Origin of the sequence: Bacillus sp. C28GYM-DRY-1 (assembly GCF_030519405.1) — a bacterium.
In the GTDB taxonomy this organism is placed as follows: domain Bacteria; phylum Bacillota; class Bacilli; order Bacillales; family Bacillaceae; genus Bacillus; species Bacillus spizizenii_A.
Window position 1 is genome coordinate 65,019 of record NZ_JAUMKF010000002.1, and the last position, 17,437, is coordinate 82,455.

The 17,437-nt window shown below is 47.5% G+C and carries 17 protein-coding genes and 1 pseudogene; 2 read left to right on the forward strand and 16 right to left on the reverse strand.

The window, feature by feature from the left end; all coding sequences use genetic code 11:
* Positions 1-116: 116 nt before the first annotated feature.
* Positions 117-839: an L-lactate utilization/bacilysin biosynthesis transcriptional regulator LutR gene (lutR, locus tag Q3W56_RS02465; protein WP_019715781.1), complete on the reverse strand. Its 723-nt coding sequence runs from the start codon at positions 837-839 to the stop codon at positions 117-119.
* 227 nt (positions 840-1,066) lie between these two features.
* Here lutR and lutP point away from each other — a divergent pair, with 227 nt between their 5' ends.
* Positions 1,067-2,764, forward strand: a complete 1,698-nt coding sequence (lutP, locus tag Q3W56_RS02470; protein WP_302894366.1) for an L-lactate permease LutP — start codon at positions 1,067-1,069, stop codon at positions 2,762-2,764.
* A 77-nt stretch (positions 2,765-2,841) separates the two neighbouring features.
* Here lutP and Q3W56_RS02475 read toward each other — a convergent pair whose 3' ends face one another.
* From Q3W56_RS02475 to rpoN, 3 genes are all read right to left on the reverse strand, one after another.
* Positions 2,842-3,216 (reverse strand): hypothetical protein, encoded by a 375-nt coding sequence (locus tag Q3W56_RS02475; RefSeq protein ID WP_231559196.1) that lies wholly within the window; start codon positions 3,214-3,216, stop codon positions 2,842-2,844.
* A 5-nt stretch (positions 3,217-3,221) separates the two neighbouring features.
* The gene (locus Q3W56_RS02480) at positions 3,222-3,425 is read right to left on the reverse strand and encodes a helix-turn-helix transcriptional regulator (protein ID WP_302894367.1); all 204 of its coding nucleotides are present in this window, start codon (positions 3,423-3,425) and stop codon (positions 3,222-3,224) included.
* A gap of 113 nt (positions 3,426-3,538) precedes the next feature.
* Complete coding sequence (rpoN, locus tag Q3W56_RS02485) at positions 3,539-4,849, reverse strand: RNA polymerase factor sigma-54 (RefSeq protein ID WP_302894368.1); 1,311 nt, start codon at positions 4,847-4,849, stop codon at positions 3,539-3,541.
* Between the two features lie 78 nt (positions 4,850-4,927).
* Between rpoN and yvfG the strand changes: the two genes are divergently transcribed.
* Entirely contained in the window at positions 4,928-5,146 is a 219-nt protein-coding gene (gene yvfG, locus Q3W56_RS02490; protein WP_019715786.1) for a protein YvfG, read from the forward strand.
* Positions 5,147-5,155: 9 nt separating this feature from the next.
* On the opposite strand, the gene Q3W56_RS02495 is transcribed toward yvfG, so the two are convergent.
* The 12 genes and pseudogenes from Q3W56_RS02495 to Q3W56_RS02550 all read right to left on the reverse strand — a co-directional run bounded on the left by Q3W56_RS02495 (position 5,156) and on the right by Q3W56_RS02550 (position 17,437).
* Complete coding sequence (locus Q3W56_RS02495; RefSeq protein ID WP_302894369.1) at positions 5,156-6,124, reverse strand: polysaccharide pyruvyl transferase family protein; 969 nt, start codon at positions 6,122-6,124, stop codon at positions 5,156-5,158.
* Positions 6,103-7,269 (reverse strand): DegT/DnrJ/EryC1/StrS family aminotransferase, encoded by a 1,167-nt coding sequence (locus Q3W56_RS02500; RefSeq protein WP_302894370.1) that lies wholly within the window; start codon positions 7,267-7,269, stop codon positions 6,103-6,105. Before Q3W56_RS02500 ends, Q3W56_RS02495 begins: the two co-directional genes overlap by 22 nt.
* A 4-nt stretch (positions 7,270-7,273) precedes the next feature.
* Entirely contained in the window at positions 7,274-7,924 is a 651-nt protein-coding gene (locus Q3W56_RS02505) for an acetyltransferase (RefSeq protein ID WP_019715789.1), read from the reverse strand.
* The gene (locus tag Q3W56_RS02510; protein WP_302894371.1) at positions 7,921-8,529 is read right to left on the reverse strand and encodes a sugar transferase; all 609 of its coding nucleotides are present in this window, start codon (positions 8,527-8,529) and stop codon (positions 7,921-7,923) included. Before Q3W56_RS02510 ends, Q3W56_RS02505 begins: the two co-directional genes overlap by 4 nt.
* Positions 8,526-10,043: an MATE family efflux transporter gene (locus Q3W56_RS02515; RefSeq protein WP_302894372.1), complete on the reverse strand. Its 1,518-nt coding sequence runs from the start codon at positions 10,041-10,043 to the stop codon at positions 8,526-8,528. The genes Q3W56_RS02510 and Q3W56_RS02515 overlap by 4 nt, the downstream gene beginning before the upstream one ends.
* Entirely contained in the window at positions 10,040-11,074 is a 1,035-nt protein-coding gene (locus tag Q3W56_RS02520) for a glycosyltransferase (RefSeq protein ID WP_302894373.1), read from the reverse strand. The genes Q3W56_RS02515 and Q3W56_RS02520 overlap by 4 nt, the downstream gene beginning before the upstream one ends.
* Entirely contained in the window at positions 11,071-12,147 is a 1,077-nt protein-coding gene (locus tag Q3W56_RS02525; protein ID WP_302894374.1) for a polysaccharide pyruvyl transferase family protein, read from the reverse strand. Before Q3W56_RS02525 ends, Q3W56_RS02520 begins: the two co-directional genes overlap by 4 nt.
* A gap of 4 nt (positions 12,148-12,151) precedes the next feature.
* The gene (locus Q3W56_RS02530; RefSeq protein WP_302894375.1) at positions 12,152-13,186 is read right to left on the reverse strand and encodes a glycosyltransferase family 2 protein; all 1,035 of its coding nucleotides are present in this window, start codon (positions 13,184-13,186) and stop codon (positions 12,152-12,154) included.
* Positions 13,187-13,210: 24 nt separating this feature from the next.
* Positions 13,211-14,314, reverse strand: a complete 1,104-nt coding sequence (gene epsG / locus Q3W56_RS02535) for a biofilm exopolysaccharide biosynthesis protein EpsG (protein ID WP_302894376.1) — start codon at positions 14,312-14,314, stop codon at positions 13,211-13,213.
* A pseudogene (locus tag Q3W56_RS02540) lies at positions 14,311-15,466 on the reverse strand (glycosyltransferase family 1 protein). Before Q3W56_RS02540 ends, epsG begins: the two are co-directional and overlap by 4 nt.
* Entirely contained in the window at positions 15,459-16,295 is an 837-nt protein-coding gene (epsE, locus tag Q3W56_RS02545) for a glycosyltransferase EpsE (protein WP_019715797.1), read from the reverse strand. Before epsE ends, Q3W56_RS02540 begins: the two are co-directional and overlap by 8 nt.
* Positions 16,292-17,437, reverse strand: coding sequence for a glycosyltransferase family 4 protein (locus tag Q3W56_RS02550; RefSeq protein WP_302894378.1), 1,146 nt, complete (start codon positions 17,435-17,437; stop codon positions 16,292-16,294). Before Q3W56_RS02550 ends, epsE begins: the two co-directional genes overlap by 4 nt.

The following is a 17,437-nucleotide window of genomic DNA, read 5'->3' on the forward strand; positions in this document are numbered from 1 at the left end:
TTTGTTTTTCACAAATGTTAAGTGCTGCTACAAGTAAAAAGACTGAACCATTTGCGGCTCAGTCTCGGTTGTTCGTCTCATGCTGCACTTGCGGAATTGCCCGGGAAATGAGTTGGTTATTGCACATTTTCCTCGAAATATCCCGAAAGAACATCTTCCACATTCGTTAGATGCGCCAGCATGGCGGCTTCTGCCTGCACTCCATCCCGTGATGCCACGGCCTCATATATCCGCTCATGCTCCTCATACAGCCGCTGAACTGAGGTCTTCTTAGAAAACAGCCAGATTTTCCGTGTTTCTCTCATCGTTTCCAGCAGCAATGATGACACATGGTTCATCAAGTGTTTAAGAAGTTCATTTTGAGAAGCATCAGCTAACGCGAGATGAAATGCGAAGTCTGCTTTTTCGCCCAGCTCCCCGTCCGTTTCAATGCTGCCCATTTCCTTTAACGCAGCATGTATTCTTTCGAGATCAGCTTCCGTCCTTTTTTCAGCAGCTAATGACGCCACACCGATTTCAAGCAGTTTTCTGACCTCAAGCAGCTGCTTGACGTCCTCTTTTTTCATGAGAAGGGCGGCTGAGAGCGGCTGTGAAATCTGATTGAGCTCAAATTCCTTCAGGTATGTGCCTTCTCCCTGTTTCATTTCGACAAGTCCCATCGCTTTGAGCGCTGATAGTGCTTCGCGAACTGCTGAGCGGCTGACTTGAAAGCTTTCGGAAAGCGCCTGAACAGAGTCTAATTTATCTCCTGGCTTCAATTCGCCGTTTTTGATCATATCTAATAGTGCATCCGCTACTTCTTCATATATTTTCTTTGTTTTAATCTGTTTGTATTTCAATGCAATTCACCCCGTAACTTGTAGACCTGGCTGGTTACGATCTATTATACTCTGTTTTCGGGGCCGCCAAAAGATTTAGACAATTTTGTCAAAAAGTCTTGTACTTTGATTTTTTTCAAAATATAATGCTAGGTAACTGGTCTTATTACCCAGTCATCAGATGATCATATCATCTTTAGAAACCGCTTACACATAACGCCAGTTTATGTTTTAAGGAGGGGTTTGGGATGCAATGGACACAGGCATATACGCCTATAGGGGGACATTTGCTTTTATCAGCGCTTGCTGCACTTGTACCGATTATTTTCTTTTTTTGGGCGCTCGCGATCAAACGGATGAAGGGGTATACAGCGGGTTTATCCACATTGGGAATCGCGCTCATCATTGCTGTATTGGTTTATCGGATGCCGGCGGAAAAAGCGCTGATGTCCGCGACACAAGGAGCCGTATACGGGATTTTGCCGATCGGCTGGATCATTGTGACGTCTGTTTTCTTGTATAAGATCACCGTGAAAACGGGACAGTTTGATATCATTCGCAGTTCTGTTCTCTCGATTACGGATGACCGCCGGCTTCAGGCGCTCCTGATCGCTTTCTCATTCGGGGCTTTTTTAGAAGGAGCTGCCGGCTTTGGAGCGCCGGTCGCCATTTCTGCTGCACTGCTGGTCGGCCTCGGCTTCAACCCTCTTTATGCAGCAGGAATCTGTTTGATCGCCAATACGGCGCCGGTCGCCTTTGGCGCGATTGGGATTCCGATTACAGCCGTTGAAGGGCCGACGGGGATTCCGGCGATGGAGATTTCGCAAATGGTTGGGCGGCAGCTGCCGTTTTTATCCGTATTTATTCCTCTTTATTTAATCATCATCATGAGCGGGTTCAGGAAAGCCTTGGAGGTCTGGCCGGCGATTCTCGTTTCCGGTGTTTCCTTTGCTGTTGTTCAATATCTCAGTTCCAATTTCTTAGGGCCTGAGCTGCCGGATGTTTTGTCGGCTCTTGTTTCGATGGCTGCGCTTGCTTTGTTTTTGAAATGGTGGAAACCGAAAACAACATTCCGGTTTGCCGGTGAACAGGAATCTGCCGCCGCGATTGAAACGGCGAAATCGAATCCGGCAGCACCTGCGTACAGCGGCGGACAGATTTTTAAAGCCTGGTCACCATTTCTGCTGCTGACGGTGATGATTTCTGTGTGGGGCATTCCAACTGTCAAATCCGCGCTAACCGGACATTATGAAGGCGCTGCTGTTTTCTTGAAGTGGCTGAACGCAGTTGGCGAAAAACTGACTTTTGCCCCTGGTGTGCCTTTGTTGAACAATCAAATTGTCAATGCCGATGGTGCGCCGATTGAAGCAGTTTACAAGCTAGAGGTACTTGGTTCAGCCGGCACCGCGATATTGATTGCCGCTGTGCTGTCAAAATTCATCACCGCCATTTCGTGGAAAGACTGGGGAGCTGTTTTTAAAGAAACGATCCAAGAGTTGAAGTTTCCGATTTTGACCATCGCTTTTGTCGTCGGTTTTGCCTATGTCACCAACTCCTCGGGAATGAGTACGACACTCGGAATGACACTCGCGCTGACGGGTTCGATGTTTACCTTCTTTTCGCCTGTTCTCGGCTGGCTCGGTGTCTTCATTACCGGTTCGGATACGTCTGCCAACCTGCTGTTCGGCAACCTGCAAAAAGTCACCGCGTTATCGGTCGGCATGGACCCTGTTCTCTCTGTCGCCGCCAACTCTTCGGGCGGTGTCACAGGAAAAATGATTTCTCCGCAGTCAATTGCGGTGGCGTGCGCCGCGGTAGGACTCGCCGGAAAGGAGTCAGATCTTTTCCGCTTTACCATTAAGCACAGCCTGTTTTTGCTGCTGCTCATTTGTATCATCACTTTTTTGCAGCATCATGTGTTCAGCTGGATGATTCCAGGAGGATGATGCTGTCTGATCAGTCAAGTTAATCGAGAAAGAATAATAAGAACTGGCAGAGTGTCAAGTCCGCCAGTTCTTATTTACTAGTATTTTTTTGATAAGATTACCCACGATGAGAAGGTCGTAATGATGGTTAAGGATACTAAAATCCTCATAATTTCAACCGCCGATAACGCCACTGTGCTGAATTGCATACTGAACATGATTATTACGCAGTATATCAATACAAAGTAAAGCGCGTACTGCATTCCTTTTTGCTTAATCAAGGTTGCTCTTTCATCTTTTTCTTTGAAATGCGGATAAATATAGCCCGCAGCAAAACTTAAATAAGACAGAGCTCCCCACATTAATAATTCAGTAAAGGAAACAGAATGTGTCGCGATTTGAAAAAAGGTTTTTGTAAGTAAAATCATTGTGAATAAAACGCCAATTATGAAGTAAACCTTTTGTAACTTCATGAATTTCACCTCTCATTCTCTTCTTCATAAAACATGTTCTCGACAATTGTATGAAACGTTTTCGCGATTGCGAATGCTAGTGGCAAAGAAGGATTATATTTACCTTTTTCAATTGATATAATCGTTTGTCTGCTGACATTTAGCAGTTCAGCTAATCTATCTTGTGAATATCCATATTTCTTTCTGTATTCTACCAACCTATTTTTCAAAGGAGTTACCTCTTTTTCCATTAATTGTACAATGAAATCATTTTAACGTAAAGCATGCTTTATAATTTGTGAAGTTAGCACTACAATAAAAAACCTCCTTTCAAGGGAGGTTTTCATTTATACCGTCTTCTCGCTGCGGACGACGGAATGTTCATTTGGTCGCGGTATTTAGCGACTGTGCGTCTCGAAATTTGGATGCCGTGCTGTTCATAGAGCACATCGGCAAGCTTTTGATCTGAGAGCGGTTTTGTTTTGTCCTCTTGATTGATCAGGTCTTCCAGATACGTTTTGACTGCATAGTTAGACGCATCTCCATCTCCTGAAGCCTCAGCTTTTGCTGAGAAAAAGAGCTTCATCTCAAACAGCCCGTACGGCGTTTGTATCGTTTTCCCTTTAATTGCCCGGCTCACAGTTGACTCATGGAGGCTTAGGCAGTCGGCTACCTCTCTGAGAGTCAGCGGCTTCATTGCGCTTCGCCCTTTCAAAAAGAATTCCTTTTGCCGTGTGATCAGCTCATTGACAATCCTCGTAATCGTCTGTTTTCGCTGTCGCAGCGCGCGGCTCAGCCAGCGCCATTCCTGGTATTTCTCAGATAAATAAGAGGCGGTATCCTGACAGGAGCCGGAAGATAAAAGCGGTCTGTACTGCGGATGCAGGTCGATCTCTGGAAATGAACGGGTATTCAGCTCCGCTGCGATATGCCCGTTTTTCACGGTAATAAAAATGTCAGGCTCGATATACACATCTTGCTCCGGCTGGGCAAACAGAAGGCCCGGTCTTGGATGGAGAGCTGCGATGTCATCAGAGATATCTTGAATGGTATGAAGCGGAATACCTGTTTCCTTTGAAAGCGCTTTCCAGTTCTTTTGCGCAAAAGCATCAAAATGAGCTGAAACAAGCATTTCCGCTTGTTCATTTCTGTTCGGCAGCCGCTGTAATTGGAGAAGAATACATTCCTGCAGAGATCTTGCGCCAACTCCAGCTGGCTCTAACGACTGAAGCTTTGCCAAAACTGCTTCCGCTTCCTTGGTCGAAACAGATAGTCGCCGTGCTGCCTCCTCCATATCATCTTCCAAGTACCCGTTTGAATCCAGCGAATGAATCAGATAATTGAAAATCTTTTTTTCAGAGTTTGTCAGATTCATATCGAGTGACTGCTGTTTTAACACATCCTGCAATGTTTTTTGCGGTTCACTTAATTGAAGGCCTGCTTCCTGTGGATTCATCCTGTTTTTATTTGTTTTATGGTAAGATAGTGGCGGTGTGTCTGTTTCCTTTCGTTCAATAAGAGGGTTTTCCAGCGAGAGCTCATCAATGTATTCGGCGAGTTCTGCCGAATGATAGCCAAGAAGCGTGATAGCCTGCCTGAGCTCCTGTGTCAGTTGAGGCTTTAATACTTGTACTTGCTGAAGTTTCATATCCATCTTGCTCACTCCCCTTTCTTCATTGTACATGATTGAGATCACACCGTATACATTTATGAAAAAGGAGCTGCCAAAGAAATGTCTGAACTTTTTTCCGTCCCTTATTTTATTGAGAATTTAAAACAGCATATTGAAATGAATCAGTCTGAGGATAAAATTCACGCGATGAACAGCTACTACCGTTCCGTCGTCTCAACGCTTGTGCAGGACCAGCTGACGAAGAACGCAGTCGTCTTGAAACGGATTCAGCATTTAGATGAAGCATACAACAAAGTCAAACGGGGAGAAACAAAATAAACCTTCCGCTCACATGTGAGCAGGAAGGTTTTCCTTCTTTGAGGCGTCGTGGATGAGTCGGGTCCTTGGCACTCCTTCCATCCAGGTTTGATAGTAATTGGCGTTTTTCCCGTAGGAATTATCAATAACCGTGTTTTCTTTTTGAAGAAGAGAGGACAGGATGTGGCCGTGCAGCCTCGATGTTTCCACCGATTCGTAACAGCTGAAAAACCGAATTGCTTTTTTGACGATATAATCCGAGTATTTTTCCCATATATACGCGATGGGCAGAGGATTGCCCGCTTTTTTATTCAGGACATTCAGCGTTTGCAGAAAAGCGATCGTCCGGCGGTCTGAAGCTGACAGCACTGTGCGCCAGTCGTGGCTTTCCGCTTTTGTGTGTTCCTGAAGCGCTTTGTTTGCTTCATGGTCTGTTCTGATAAATCTCAGCTTTTGATTGAACGGCTGCTGCATTGGAGCGACTGGAAACAGCTGATGGGCCATATCAGGCAGAAGCTTAATCTGATTGCTTGTAAAATAAGCCTGAGCCGTTGCGTAGGAGGTTTTTTCCCTTGTGATGATATGGAGATTCGCATGCTTAGAAAATATCTCCGCCGTCCGTTTGAGATTATCTTCGTTTTGGAAATAAATCGATTGCGGGAGGATCACGATTTTGTGGTTCGGATAGGTTTGGACGATTTTCTCTCTAAAGCCTTGATAATACGGATACAAATCCCCGAAGTTGCCGCCTCCCTGGCAGACGATGATGAGATTCGGATCCAGCTTTCGCCCAAGCGGAAAGTTGTCAGGATTCCAGCGTTTTCTGACCCGGATCCCATGTTCTTTGAAGAAGGCCTCTGTTCCCTTCATAATAAATAAATCCCCTACATTTCCATATAGAGGATAGTCGGCATATATGATTTCGGATTGTTTCGGAATGACGTCGAGCAGCCCGGACAGTTTCTGTTTCAGGCTGATCATCGAATGCTTGCTGTCCATTTCTTCACCTCGCCAGTTTGGAATAAGTGTGCTAGCACATCAATGACTCGGTCTTGCTCTTCTTCCGTCAGATTTGATCCTGAGGGGAGACAGATGCCTCGTTTGAAAAGGTCTTCGCATATGCTTCCTGTATTGTCATGAGGATAGAATAAAGACGGCTCAAACAGCGGCTGGGTATGGAGCGGCTTCCAAAGCGGCCGTGCTTCAATGTTTTCTTTCGCAAGGCGTTGAACCACGGCATATGGGCTCAGTCCGTTTTCTAGTGTGAGCGTGGTCAGCCAGCGATTGGATACACCTGCTGCATGCTCCGGCATAAAGCGGACACCGCTTATATGACCAAGCGCGTTTTTGTATCTTGTGAAAATGGCCCTCCTTTTCTCCACCCGCTCATCCAGCACCTCAAGCTGGGCAATACCTACGCCGGCGAGGATATTGCTCAGTCTGTAATTGTGTCCGACTTCGCTGTGCTGATAATGAACAGCCGGTTCTCGTGCCTGCGAAGCGAGAAATCGTGCTTTTTCAATGGCGGCTTCATCATCTGAAACGAGCATCCCGCCGCCTGATGTGGTGATAATTTTGTTTCCGTTAAATGAAAAGATCCCGAAGCGCCCGAATGTCCCGCTTTGCTTTCCTTTATAAACTGTGCCGAGAGATTCGGCTGCGTCCTCAATGACAGGAACTCCATATGCATCACACAGGCTTATGATGTCATCCATTTTCGCGCTCTGCCCATATAGATTGACGGCTATAACTGCTTTTGGCAGGGTTCCGTTTCTTTTCGCATCCTCCAGTGCTCTTTCAAGGGCTTTCGGCGACATATTCCACGTATCAGGCTCAGAATCAATAAAGACGGGCACCGCTTTTTCATACAAAATCGGGTTAGCGGTTGCTACAAATGTGAAGGACTGGCAAAACACAGTGTCTCCTTCTTTTACTTCAAGCAAACGCAGCGCCAGGTGAATCGCTGCCGTTCCAGAGCTGACCGCCGCTGCTGATTTTACGCCGACGCGTTCAGCCAGCTGTTCTTCAAATGAATTCACGAGCGGCCCAAGCGGCGCAATCCAGTTAGAGCGAAAGGCTTCTGAAATATAATGCTGCTCTCTTCCGCTCATATGAGGGGGAGATAAATAAATTCTTTTTTGCATATAATCATCCTTTGTTTGATGTTTGAATGGAAGAAATAATGCGCGCCGGGGCACCGGCAGCCGTTACCCTGTCCGGTATAGAACGGATCACCGCAGAACCGGCGCCGACAATGCTCCAAGATCCGATTGTAAGCTGCGGGATGACGGCCGCGCCGGTTCCCACGTGAGCGCCTTCCTGAACGGCAACCGCTCCTGACAGCGTGACACGCGGAGAGAGATGAACATAATCACTGATTTGATTGTCGTGCTCTGCCACTGCGCCCGTATTGATAATGCAGTGAGCACCGATACGCGCATCCGCCTGAATGATCGCGCCAGCCATAATTACGGTCCCTTCCCCGATGACAGCCGACTCGCTGACGATGGCTGACGGGTGAATCAATGTAATGAAATCTTCTTTTTTCAGTCCCAGCCGCTCCGCCAGCTGTTTTCTGACACTGTTGTTTCCGATAGCGATCAGAAACAACACATCGGGAAAAAGCCTGCGCAATTCAGCAACGGCTTCCGGCGGGCCTGTGTACCACTCTTTTCCGGCTTCAAATGTTCGGAATTTATCATCAAGCACCGCGGTTAAGCGTGTGTCTGACCGGGCGTTTATCAGCTCTCTGATCACCTTTCCATGTCCGCCGTCACCCACAATGGCCACTTTTCTCATGAGGACACATCTCCGCTTCCTGTAAACCGTTCCGCGGTCACGTGATTGGTTTGATGAACCCCTTCTGAAACAAGTACTTTTCGCACCGTCAAACATAAAATTTTCATATCGAGAAAAAATGATCGGTTGTAAACGTACCAAACATCTAATTCAAATTTTTTTTCCCAGGAAATCGTGTTTCTGCCGTTGATTTGTGCCCATCCTGTGATACCCGGCTTCACCTCATGACGCCGTGCCTGGTTTTCTGTATAAAGGGGCAGATAGTCCATCAAAAGCGGCCGCGGGCCGACTAGACTGAGATCTCCTTTTAGGACGTTCAGCAGCTGCGGAAGCTCATCGATGCTCAGCTTTCTGATCAACCTGCCCGTTTTCGTCAGCCGGACTTCATCAGGCAGCAGATTCCCTTCACTGTCCCGTTCATCCGTCATCGTTCGGAATTTATAAAGGGTGAACGGCTTGCCGTGCAGGCCCGGCCTTACTTGCTTAAAGAAGACAGGTGACCCTATTTTCAGCCTGACAACGGCTATGGTGAATAGAATAATGACACTCGTACAGCACAATAAAAAAATGGCGGCCGTCAGATCAAAAAGTCGTTTCAGGATCAAAGATTCACAGCTCCTTTCGTTTTTCGTAACTGTTTTAGTACCAGCTGTCTTTCCTCTTTCGTACAAACGAGCATAAAGGCGAAAACCGCGTAGCAGCAGCTGACTGTCATTCCCGCCGCTAGCAGTGATGTCCAGCCGTCAATCTTCACAGCGAACTGGATTGCCTCACAGACCGCCCAGGCAAACACAGCCGCTGAAAGAGGCCCGATTATGCCTTTAAAGAATACGTGCTTTTTGTAGCCGGTAATACGGGATACATAAAGCGGCGTAAAGATGGCATTTTTCAAAATAAGCGAAACTGCCCCGGCTAATGTAATGCCGTACAGACCGAGATGAGCCGGCCCGCTCAGCGTGACAGCCAGCACCACATTCACCGCGCCTAACAGCAGGGTCACGATCGCCGGTGTTTTTTGTTTATTAAAGGCGGTCCATATATAAAACAGCGGCATAAAGGCGAGGCTGACCACCAAGTATCCGGCATGAATATATAAAAGCGGTGCTATAGACGAAAAGGACGGTCCAAGCCAGATCGTCAGAAAAGGCCCCGCCAATCCGCCCAATAAGGCAGCAGGAAGCGCAAGCAAAAGACCGTTCAGCCTCACTGCCTTGTTGGCGTAATTCACCAATCCGTCCAGATCGCCCTTTGAATAATACGAAGTAATCAAAGGCGCAAACAGGGATGCGACCGTTCCAGCCAAGCTGCGCAGCAGCAGCGGAAACTGGATAATCGCCGCGTATTTCCCAGCTGCAGACGCCCCCAGCACCAAGTTGGCAGTTAATAAATCAATCTGCAAAAAAAGCAGGACGCCAATTTGATTGACGGAGCTCCATGCGCCCGCCTGAAACAGCTCCCTGCTTATGCGGAATGAAAGATCCTTCATCCGAAACGAAAACCACGGAATCAGTTTTTTGAAGAAATAGAAAGACAGCACAGACGCGATGACAGCACCAGTTAAAGCGGCAAGCTGGATCTGCCAGATTTTTGGCGCAAAACATGAAAACAAGAGCAGCACAGACAGCACGCGCACAAGCATTTGTACCGCCTGAATTGAACTGGTGATGTAAAGGCGGTTGGCATAAAATGGTGCAGCGCCGAAACCCGCCATCAGAAACGTTAAAATGAAGAGCAGACTGCCGATTAAAATTGACAGACGCACATCAGCCAAAAGCGCTGGCGGCACATTCATGACACGGTCAATAAAGAAAGCCGAACCCGCTAGAGGCAGCAAAAGAAGCAATGAAATCAGAACAGACGCTGCTAAATAATTGCTGATATACGCATTTGCTTTATCACGCTCTCCCCTGTGGGCGGCGACAGAAAAGAACCGCACGACAACCGAACTGAGCGCCACGGTGATAATCGAAAAATAGTTAATCACATTTTGTGTCAAATGAACAAAGCCGAACGCTTCCACACCAAGTGTTTTGACAATAAAAGGCGTCATCCAGACCGACAGGAAAACGGACAAGAGAAAAGCTGTGAGATTTGCGCTGAAGTTTATCGTGAATTTCATGCCTGCTTTGCACTGCCTTTCGTCGTTGCCCGCTGCTCAAAAAACAGCTTGATGAGAAATATGAGCCGTAATTTGCACAGCCCTAATACCAAGCGCTCGCCTCTTAATAATTTCTGATGCTGAACCGGTGTATGCCTGACAGCCTGCTGCACCATATCATAGGATAAAATGTGCCTAATCTGTTTTTTGATGTCTTTCGCCGGATTCGGAGAAGCACAGGCGTTTGCGAGAAGCATTGGAAGCTGGTGCTTGCAAATGTATACATTCAAATCTTCTTTGCATGCACCTGCTAAACCGTAATGCTGATAGAATGCAATTTTCGCCTGATATTGCTTTTGAATCTGTTCATCCATCGCCGGCTTATAAGGAATTTCTGTCAGGCTGTTCGGATTTTCACGATAGATGTACAAGCCTTCATCCAGCATTTTCACCCGCTCCGCTTCGCAAAAAGCAGACAAATTGAAGGGAGAATCTTCAGCAAAACGGATGTCTTCATCGAACATCAGATTGGCTCTCTCCAAAAGCTCACGGCGATAAACATAACGCCATACATACCAGATAAATCTCGTTTCATGTGCATGCTTGAGCCTTTCAGCCATTTCCGATTTTGTCATCACGCGGTTTATGTCAAGCTGCGGCGGCACATACACCCGCCTGTCCGCTAACTGCTTATAAAAACCGCACCCAGCGATGTCGAGCCGATTTTGCTCTGCTTCTTCAATCAGCCTCTGGAACATGGCGGAAGATACATAATCGTCTCCGTCAACAAATCCGATGTAAGTCCCCCGCGCGGCCTTTATTCCCGCATTTCGTGCTGAGCTCAGCCCGCCGTTTGCCTGATGAATAACCCGGATTCTCGAATCCCGTTTTGCATAGTCCTCTGCAATCTCGCCTGAACGATCCGGGCTCCCATCATTCACGAGAATGATTTCAATATCAGAAAGCGTTTGACGGCGCAGAGAGTCAATGCACTCTTTTATAAATGGCTCAACGTTGTACATCGGGACAATAATACTGACGAGCGGGATCATTGCGCTTCACCGCTGATTTTGTCTCGCAGCCCTTTAAAATACACGTCTCTCGGAAAGCCGGCACGGGGTGTCTCCCTTGTTAACAGCTCTTTTACTGCGGCTGTCACACGCTCCGGGTCTGGATATTCAATCAGCTTCATGGAAGGGATGTCTTTGATCCATTGATAGCCCTCCAACACCTTGTGGTCAAAGGAGCGGATGACGACACACGGCGTTCCTGTCAGCGCGCAAAAAATCATGCCATGAAGCCTGTCAGTAACAACAGCTTCTGCGCTTTGCAGCTTAGACCACAGCGCTTCAAGTTCTTGTTCCCGTGTATCGCGGCTGACCCGGCGCCCGATCGTTGTCGTAAAGGATTTTATGTCGCCGAATTCTTCAAATAGCGCAGCCTTTACCCGGTTTCTCTCATCCTCCTGAAGCACGCTTTCCTGATCCTCGCGCAAACACATATAAACCCCTTCACGTTCTGCGGGGGTCTTGCTTCTATCTAAATACAGCACCATGTCCGGCTGCTTCAAAATCGTTTTTTCTTGAAAATGCAGTTTCATAAACTGATACGTTGTTTCATCCCGAGCCATCAGCAATAAACCGGGATGCGCGTTATAAATTTTCTGTGCCCGTTTCAGCTCTTTGCGCCCTTTTTTCGTGTCAGAAAAATGAGCCGTGGCCGGCAGCTGGACCACTCGATAGTCGTGAAATGTTTTAATGATGAAGCGGCGCGTCCACTCCTCATAACGGTATAAATCACCCATATTTCCTCCGCCGATGATAAAGACCATATCCTCCGGATGGCGCGAGCGGAGCAGCGCTTTTGCTGATTTGTAAATGTCCTTCATATCAATCTCGATGATGTCAAAATCCGGGTATTCCTCTTCAAGAAATACCTTGCTGGCATAAGCGATCGCGTGATCTCCCAAATTGTCATGGGACGGCAGCAGGGTCAGTATGATTTTTTTCTGATGTGCTGCGGTCTTTACCGGCTGATTGGCCGTACCCAGCCAATATTGGGACGGGTATTTGACCTTAAGCAGCAGCCATTCTGCAAGATTGATTTTCAACGATTGTAACGACATGTCCTCACCCTCTGTTTCTCATTTTGTACTCGATCGCCCGCTGATACACGGCCGAGGCCATAGCGACGAACGGAATCATTCTGTATTTCGCCATCAGAAGCAGGCATGATCGTTTTGCGTCAAAGGACGCAGTACCCGTTTTTGAGAGGCTTTCCCGAAACACTGGGTCCGCGCAAATCACGCCGACATTTCTAAGCTTTTCGAGCAGCCTGCGGCTGCCGCTTGTTTTCCATTCATTCAGCATACAAATGCTGCTGTGAAGCACCATAAAAGTATCAAGCTCCTTTTGGTACTGCTCCAGTGTGTTGTTCTCCTGTAAAAACGCCGTATTTGCCTCATACAGTGCGAGCCCTGATTCAAACAGTTTTTTCTGATAGCTTTGCACAATGGAGGAAAGGTGAATGCGGTAATGATAGAGCGGCGCTTTCACATAGGATACCGAGCGGGCGAAAAAATGAGTCCGGAAACTGAAAAACTGATCCTCGACATGCTCCAGCTCGCCGCGGAGCGGGAACGATAGCCGTTGTGCTTCAACCATGCTTCTTCTGTACAGTTTGTTCCATGAAAACCCTCTGACCTTTCCTTCAAATAACGCCTTGATATACTGCTCCTTCGGCTGATTTTGGTAAGTTTCAGCAATGTCAGAGATCATGGTTTTTCCCGTGTCCTCAAACTCCGCGGCGTAATTGCAAATGACCAGATCCGTTTTATCGTCTGCTGTCTGGAGCATTCGCTCGCAATAATCAGGTTCGATCCAATCGTCTGAATCTATAAACGCGATAAACTCGCCGCGTGCCGCCTCGATACCTTTATTCCGAACCGCGCCGAGACCCTGGTTCTCCTGATGAATCACCCTGAATCTGTGATCCTTTTTGGCGTATTCCTCCGCGATATCCGGGCTGGCATCTGCTGAACCGTCATTGACGATGATGATTTCAATGTTGTCCACAGTCTGGTTCCGCAGTGATTCGAGACACGTTCTGATATATGTTTCTGTGTTATAAACAGCGACTAACAGACTAACCGCAGGTGTTTCCATTATGACCGGCTCCTCTTGCATAAATTACCGGGAAAAAATCGTTCTGTAAGGCAGAACGGACGAATCAACCGGCATAAGCAAATAACTATAAAGAAAATAACAAACAACAATAGCAATATAGATCAGGGCATTCGATTTTTCATCAAATATCCTGACGAAATAAGGGACTAGGATCATTTGATAAAGGCCGAAATAAATATTGAATCTGGCAAAGATCACGTCCTGTGTGGCCAAAAGCCCGAACAAAAAACCGAGCAGGCACAAATTAACGACGATATCAATTTGCGGCCACAGCTTCCGCAGACGCGCTCTGTAGCAAAAGGCGAGAAGCAGCGGCAGAACCAAGACAGCGATTTTGATCACATTCATTCCATTTGTGTTTGTCATGAGCCATTTTTCATAATGGCTGTATGAGCTGTTTTCAAGCACAACGACAAACACAGAAACAAATTTTTGATATAAAAACGTCATGCCGAGAAATAAAGCAGATAAGCCGAATATCGCCGGTGACCAGGCTTTTCTCCTAACAATAAAGTACACTGGAATCATAATCAGCGCCGAGGAATGAAAGAGCGAGCTGATGAGCACGATTAGAAAATATCGCTTCCAGTTCCCGCTGATCATATAGCGGATCGCCCAAAACAAAACGGCTGCCACCATGTATTGCCTGATGCCATTGAAAGACGCGTAATAATGAAAGGTTCCCAAAAATAAAAAGACACTCAGCTCAAACGGCCTTCCGTAGTCGGCAAGTGTCTTCATGATAAAGCTGTAGGTCACGGCCGCAACTGTTATATACATGATTTGCGGATCCTTCGTGATGAAATTCATAAGCCAAAGCAGTGCGGTAAAACCCGGATCTGTCGCCGTTTTCGCAGTACCGAAACCGAATATCTGCCATAGGTTTTGGTAATCGCCCGCCAATTCGTACAGCAGCGTGTACGTCTGAAAATCCGTACCGACTTTGTAGCGAAGACCCGACACCAGCACTAGTGACGTGAGCGGAATCCAGATCAGAAGCTTATTCGGCCGATACCCCGTGGCGAGTGAATCGTCACGGCCGCCGCACATTTTGGCAAACCAGGACCAAATATATACAATTCCCAAATTGACGGTATATACAATCATCGTTTATTGTCCTTTTCCGCTAGTCATGTTATATATATTCAGCAGCGCTCCTACGTTCTGCTGTGCATCGTAGCCACGTTTTGCGAGTGTACCTTTGATGATCTCCTGCTTCGGCCTGCCTGCGGCGGCCGCTCTTGCAATGGTTTCAGCCCAGATGCCGATTGGCTCAGAAAGACTTAATCTCGTCACAAGCCCAAGCCCGGCGTCGACTTTATCTGTAATGTTGTCTGAAATGATGCATGGGAGCCCCGACGCCTGCGCTTCCACAAGCACAACCGGCAAGCCCTCGTACAGAGACGGCATGACAAACACGTCAAATGTGCGCATCAGCTCATGAATGCGTTCTTCAGTGCCTAAAAATAGGACTTCTGAAAGCAGATTCTGCCGCCGCGCCTCCTCTTCCATTTTTTCGCGCAGCGGCCCGTCTCCTGCGAGAACGAGCTGAAAGCGAACCCCTCGTTCTTTGAGATGCGCGGCAAGCTTCAGCAGAAACGCGTGGTTTTTCACTTCATGAAACCGGGCCACGTGGCCAATGATGAGACGGTCAGCTGCAATGCCGCGTGCTCTTTTTTCTTCATCAGCCCTTTGCCCATTTGGAGCAAACAAATCAATATCAATTCCGTTCGGAAAGAGATGAACACGCTCCCTCTCCATGTTGGACTGCCCGAATAAAAACCTGCCCGCATCCTCTCCGCAGGCACACAGTGCTGTCGCATTCGCCAAAATAAGCTGCCTAAACACCATCAGCTGCAGGCGATCCTTCCAATTAAATTCAGTCTTCCACGACGTATTGTGGGAATGGCACACCCTGACCGGCACTCCGGCAAGCCTTGCCGCAAGGGCGATAAAGCCCGTTTGAAAATCTGTGTGTGCATGAACGGCGCTGAACGGCCCGTTTTCTTTTATTATATTTCTTACATTCCTCACAAATGAGAGGGGATTGCTTTGCCCAATGCTCGGGACATAAAAAAGCCGCCCGCCTAAAGATAAAATCTCGTCATCGTAAGCGCACGGATCATTTCGATACGTTAAAAAATCAAATTGTACTTTGCTTCTGTCCATTTTCCGATATAAATTCATTACCATGGTTTCCGCGCCGCCCCTGTTCATGCCGCTGAGAACATGAAGCACGCGTCTTTGGCTGCTACTCATGCTTGACAAGCCCTTCCTTTTGGTTCATTACTCTTTTTTTGTGGTACCGATTCATCACGGCTGGAGGCATAAAAGCGCGGATTAACGGTTTGGCAATATATATGTAATCAGATATAGGAAGCTTCAAGCGTCTGCATGCCTGATAGACAAGGATGGCATTGTCTACGGAATACGTAAATGACCTCCGCTTGAATGCATCGCTGTCTTCCCTTACTTTATACAAGGCTTCTTGGAGATTGTAGCCCCTGAAGCCCTCTTCAAAAAAGCGAAGCCACAAATCAATATCCTCCATCCGTCTCGTCCGCCGCACCGAACGATAGCCTTTCAGCGTACGGTAGGCACTGGCTCTCATCATAATTGTCCCATGGCAAAACGGCGTCCCTTTAGCCATAATGGCCGGCTCCGGAACAGACGGCAGGATGCGTGTGCCTCTTACGCCACATTCATCAAACACGAGCATGCCGGTGCCAACCACCTGATAGTGGCGGTGCTTTTCTAAAAACGCGACCTGCTTTTCCAGACGCTGCGGGAATGAAAGGTCGTCTCCATCCTGACGTGCGATATACTCGCCTGTCACATGCGAAAGACAATGATTTAATGAAGCGGCAAGCCGCTTGTTTGTTTTGTTTTGAATCAGCTTAATGCGGTCGCTGTAATGAGCGGCATACTGCTTCGCGATACGGAGCGTGCCGTCTGTTGACGCATCATCGCACATAATCAGCTCCCAATTTTTATAGGATTGGCTGAGTATGGATTCAATGCTTTCCGCCAAAGTGCGTTCACAATTATAAATGCCCATAATGACAGAAACTTTCGGTCCTGAGTTCATACGCTTTTCTCCTTTGTATCCATATCCATGTATGCGGAATAAATATCTGCCATTTCTTCCACCGTTCGCAACTCCGAAAAGCGCAAGGCTGTTTTTCGGCCTTCCTGTCCCAGCTTTCTGCAGAGTTCCGGCTTATGGTAAAGCTGTTCAATCCGGCAGGCAAAAGCGGCACTGTCACCGATTTTGATCAGAAAACCGTTTTCTCCGTCCCGGATGATTTCCCGATGTCCGCGGTTATCCGTGGCAATCGCCGGTTTTTCCGCTGCCATCCCCTCAAGCACATTCATGCCGAGGCCCTCTCTGATGCTTGATGCGACAGATACATCTGCAAGCTGAATCAGCTCATGAATGTCGCGGCAAAAGCCGTAAAAGCGGACATTGCCGGAAGCACCAAGCTTTTCAGCCAACGTTCGATACGCTTGTTCCATCGCCCCTTCTCCGGCAAAAACAAGGCGGAGCGACGGAATGTTTTCTTTCAGCAGGGCTGCGGCTTCAATTAAGAGCTTCTGATTTTTGTTGAGATTAAGCTCAGCCGGATAAACCAATATAAAATCGTCTTCACGGAATCCATGTTTTTCTCTGAGGCTTCGCTTCTCTTGCAAGCTGACAGGCCGAAACCGCTCTGTATTCACCCCGATGCCGTGAATTTTCTTCGTCATGCCGCCCGGTCGCTGCAGTCCTTTCGCCCGTATGTAATCCTCTTCATTGATCGTAATCAGGCAGTCTGTATAGGCCGAGAGCCATTTCTCAACCGGATAGTAAAGAAGCCAATTTTTTATTGGCGCTCCGCTGCAAAAGTGAAATCCGTGCGCGGTGTACAGCACCTTTGTTCCCTGCCGCCTCGCCTGCCTCGCTGCTAGCCTGGCAAGAACGCCGCCGACCGGCGTATGGCAATGGACAATGTCGTATTGATTGGTGTCGATCACTTCCTTGAGCTGTCTGTAAACGGCTAGATTCTGAGGATGAAAGGGTGACCTGCGAATCGGAATGGAGAGTTTTTCATCCACATACGGCAGTTTGGTTTGTCCGCTCGCCGCGACATGAACCTCCCACCCCATTCGTTTAAACCATTTAAAGTAGGGAAGATGAAAGGCCTTAAAATGATAATCAACAGTCGCACAAAACAAGATCTTTTTCGTCAT

Coding starts and splice junctions, on each gene's coding strand:
- Q3W56_RS02475 (WP_231559196.1), bottom strand. CDS start 3,216: ATGAAGTTACAAAAGGTTTACTTCATAATTGGCGTTTTATTCACAATG.
- yvfG (WP_019715786.1), top strand. CDS start 4,928: ATGTCTGAACTTTTTTCCGTCCCTTATTTTATTGAGAATTTAAAACAG.
- Q3W56_RS02520 (WP_302894373.1), bottom strand. CDS start 11,074: ATGATCCCGCTCGTCAGTATTATTGTCCCGATGTACAACGTTGAGCCA.
- rpoN (WP_302894368.1), bottom strand. CDS start 4,849: ATGGATATGAAACTTCAGCAAGTACAAGTATTAAAGCCTCAACTGACA.
- Q3W56_RS02495 (WP_302894369.1), bottom strand. CDS start 6,124: ATGGACAGCAAGCATTCGATGATCAGCCTGAAACAGAAACTGTCCGGG.
- epsG (WP_302894376.1), bottom strand. CDS start 14,314: ATGATTGTATATACCGTCAATTTGGGAATTGTATATATTTGGTCCTGG.
- epsE (WP_019715797.1), bottom strand. CDS start 16,295: ATGAACTCAGGACCGAAAGTTTCTGTCATTATGGGCATTTATAATTGT.
- Q3W56_RS02515 (WP_302894372.1), bottom strand. CDS start 10,043: ATGAAATTCACGATAAACTTCAGCGCAAATCTCACAGCTTTTCTCTTG.
- Q3W56_RS02550 (WP_302894378.1), bottom strand. CDS start 17,437: ATGACGAAAAAGATCTTGTTTTGTGCGACTGTTGATTATCATTTTAAG.
- Q3W56_RS02500 (WP_302894370.1), bottom strand. CDS start 7,269: ATGCAAAAAAGAATTTATTTATCTCCCCCTCATATGAGCGGAAGAGAG.
- Q3W56_RS02505 (WP_019715789.1), bottom strand. CDS start 7,924: ATGAGAAAAGTGGCCATTGTGGGTGACGGCGGACATGGAAAGGTGATC.
- lutP (WP_302894366.1), top strand. CDS start 1,067: ATGCAATGGACACAGGCATATACGCCTATAGGGGGACATTTGCTTTTA.
- Q3W56_RS02530 (WP_302894375.1), bottom strand. CDS start 13,186: ATGGAAACACCTGCGGTTAGTCTGTTAGTCGCTGTTTATAACACAGAA.
- Q3W56_RS02525 (WP_302894374.1), bottom strand. CDS start 12,147: ATGTCGTTACAATCGTTGAAAATCAATCTTGCAGAATGGCTGCTGCTT.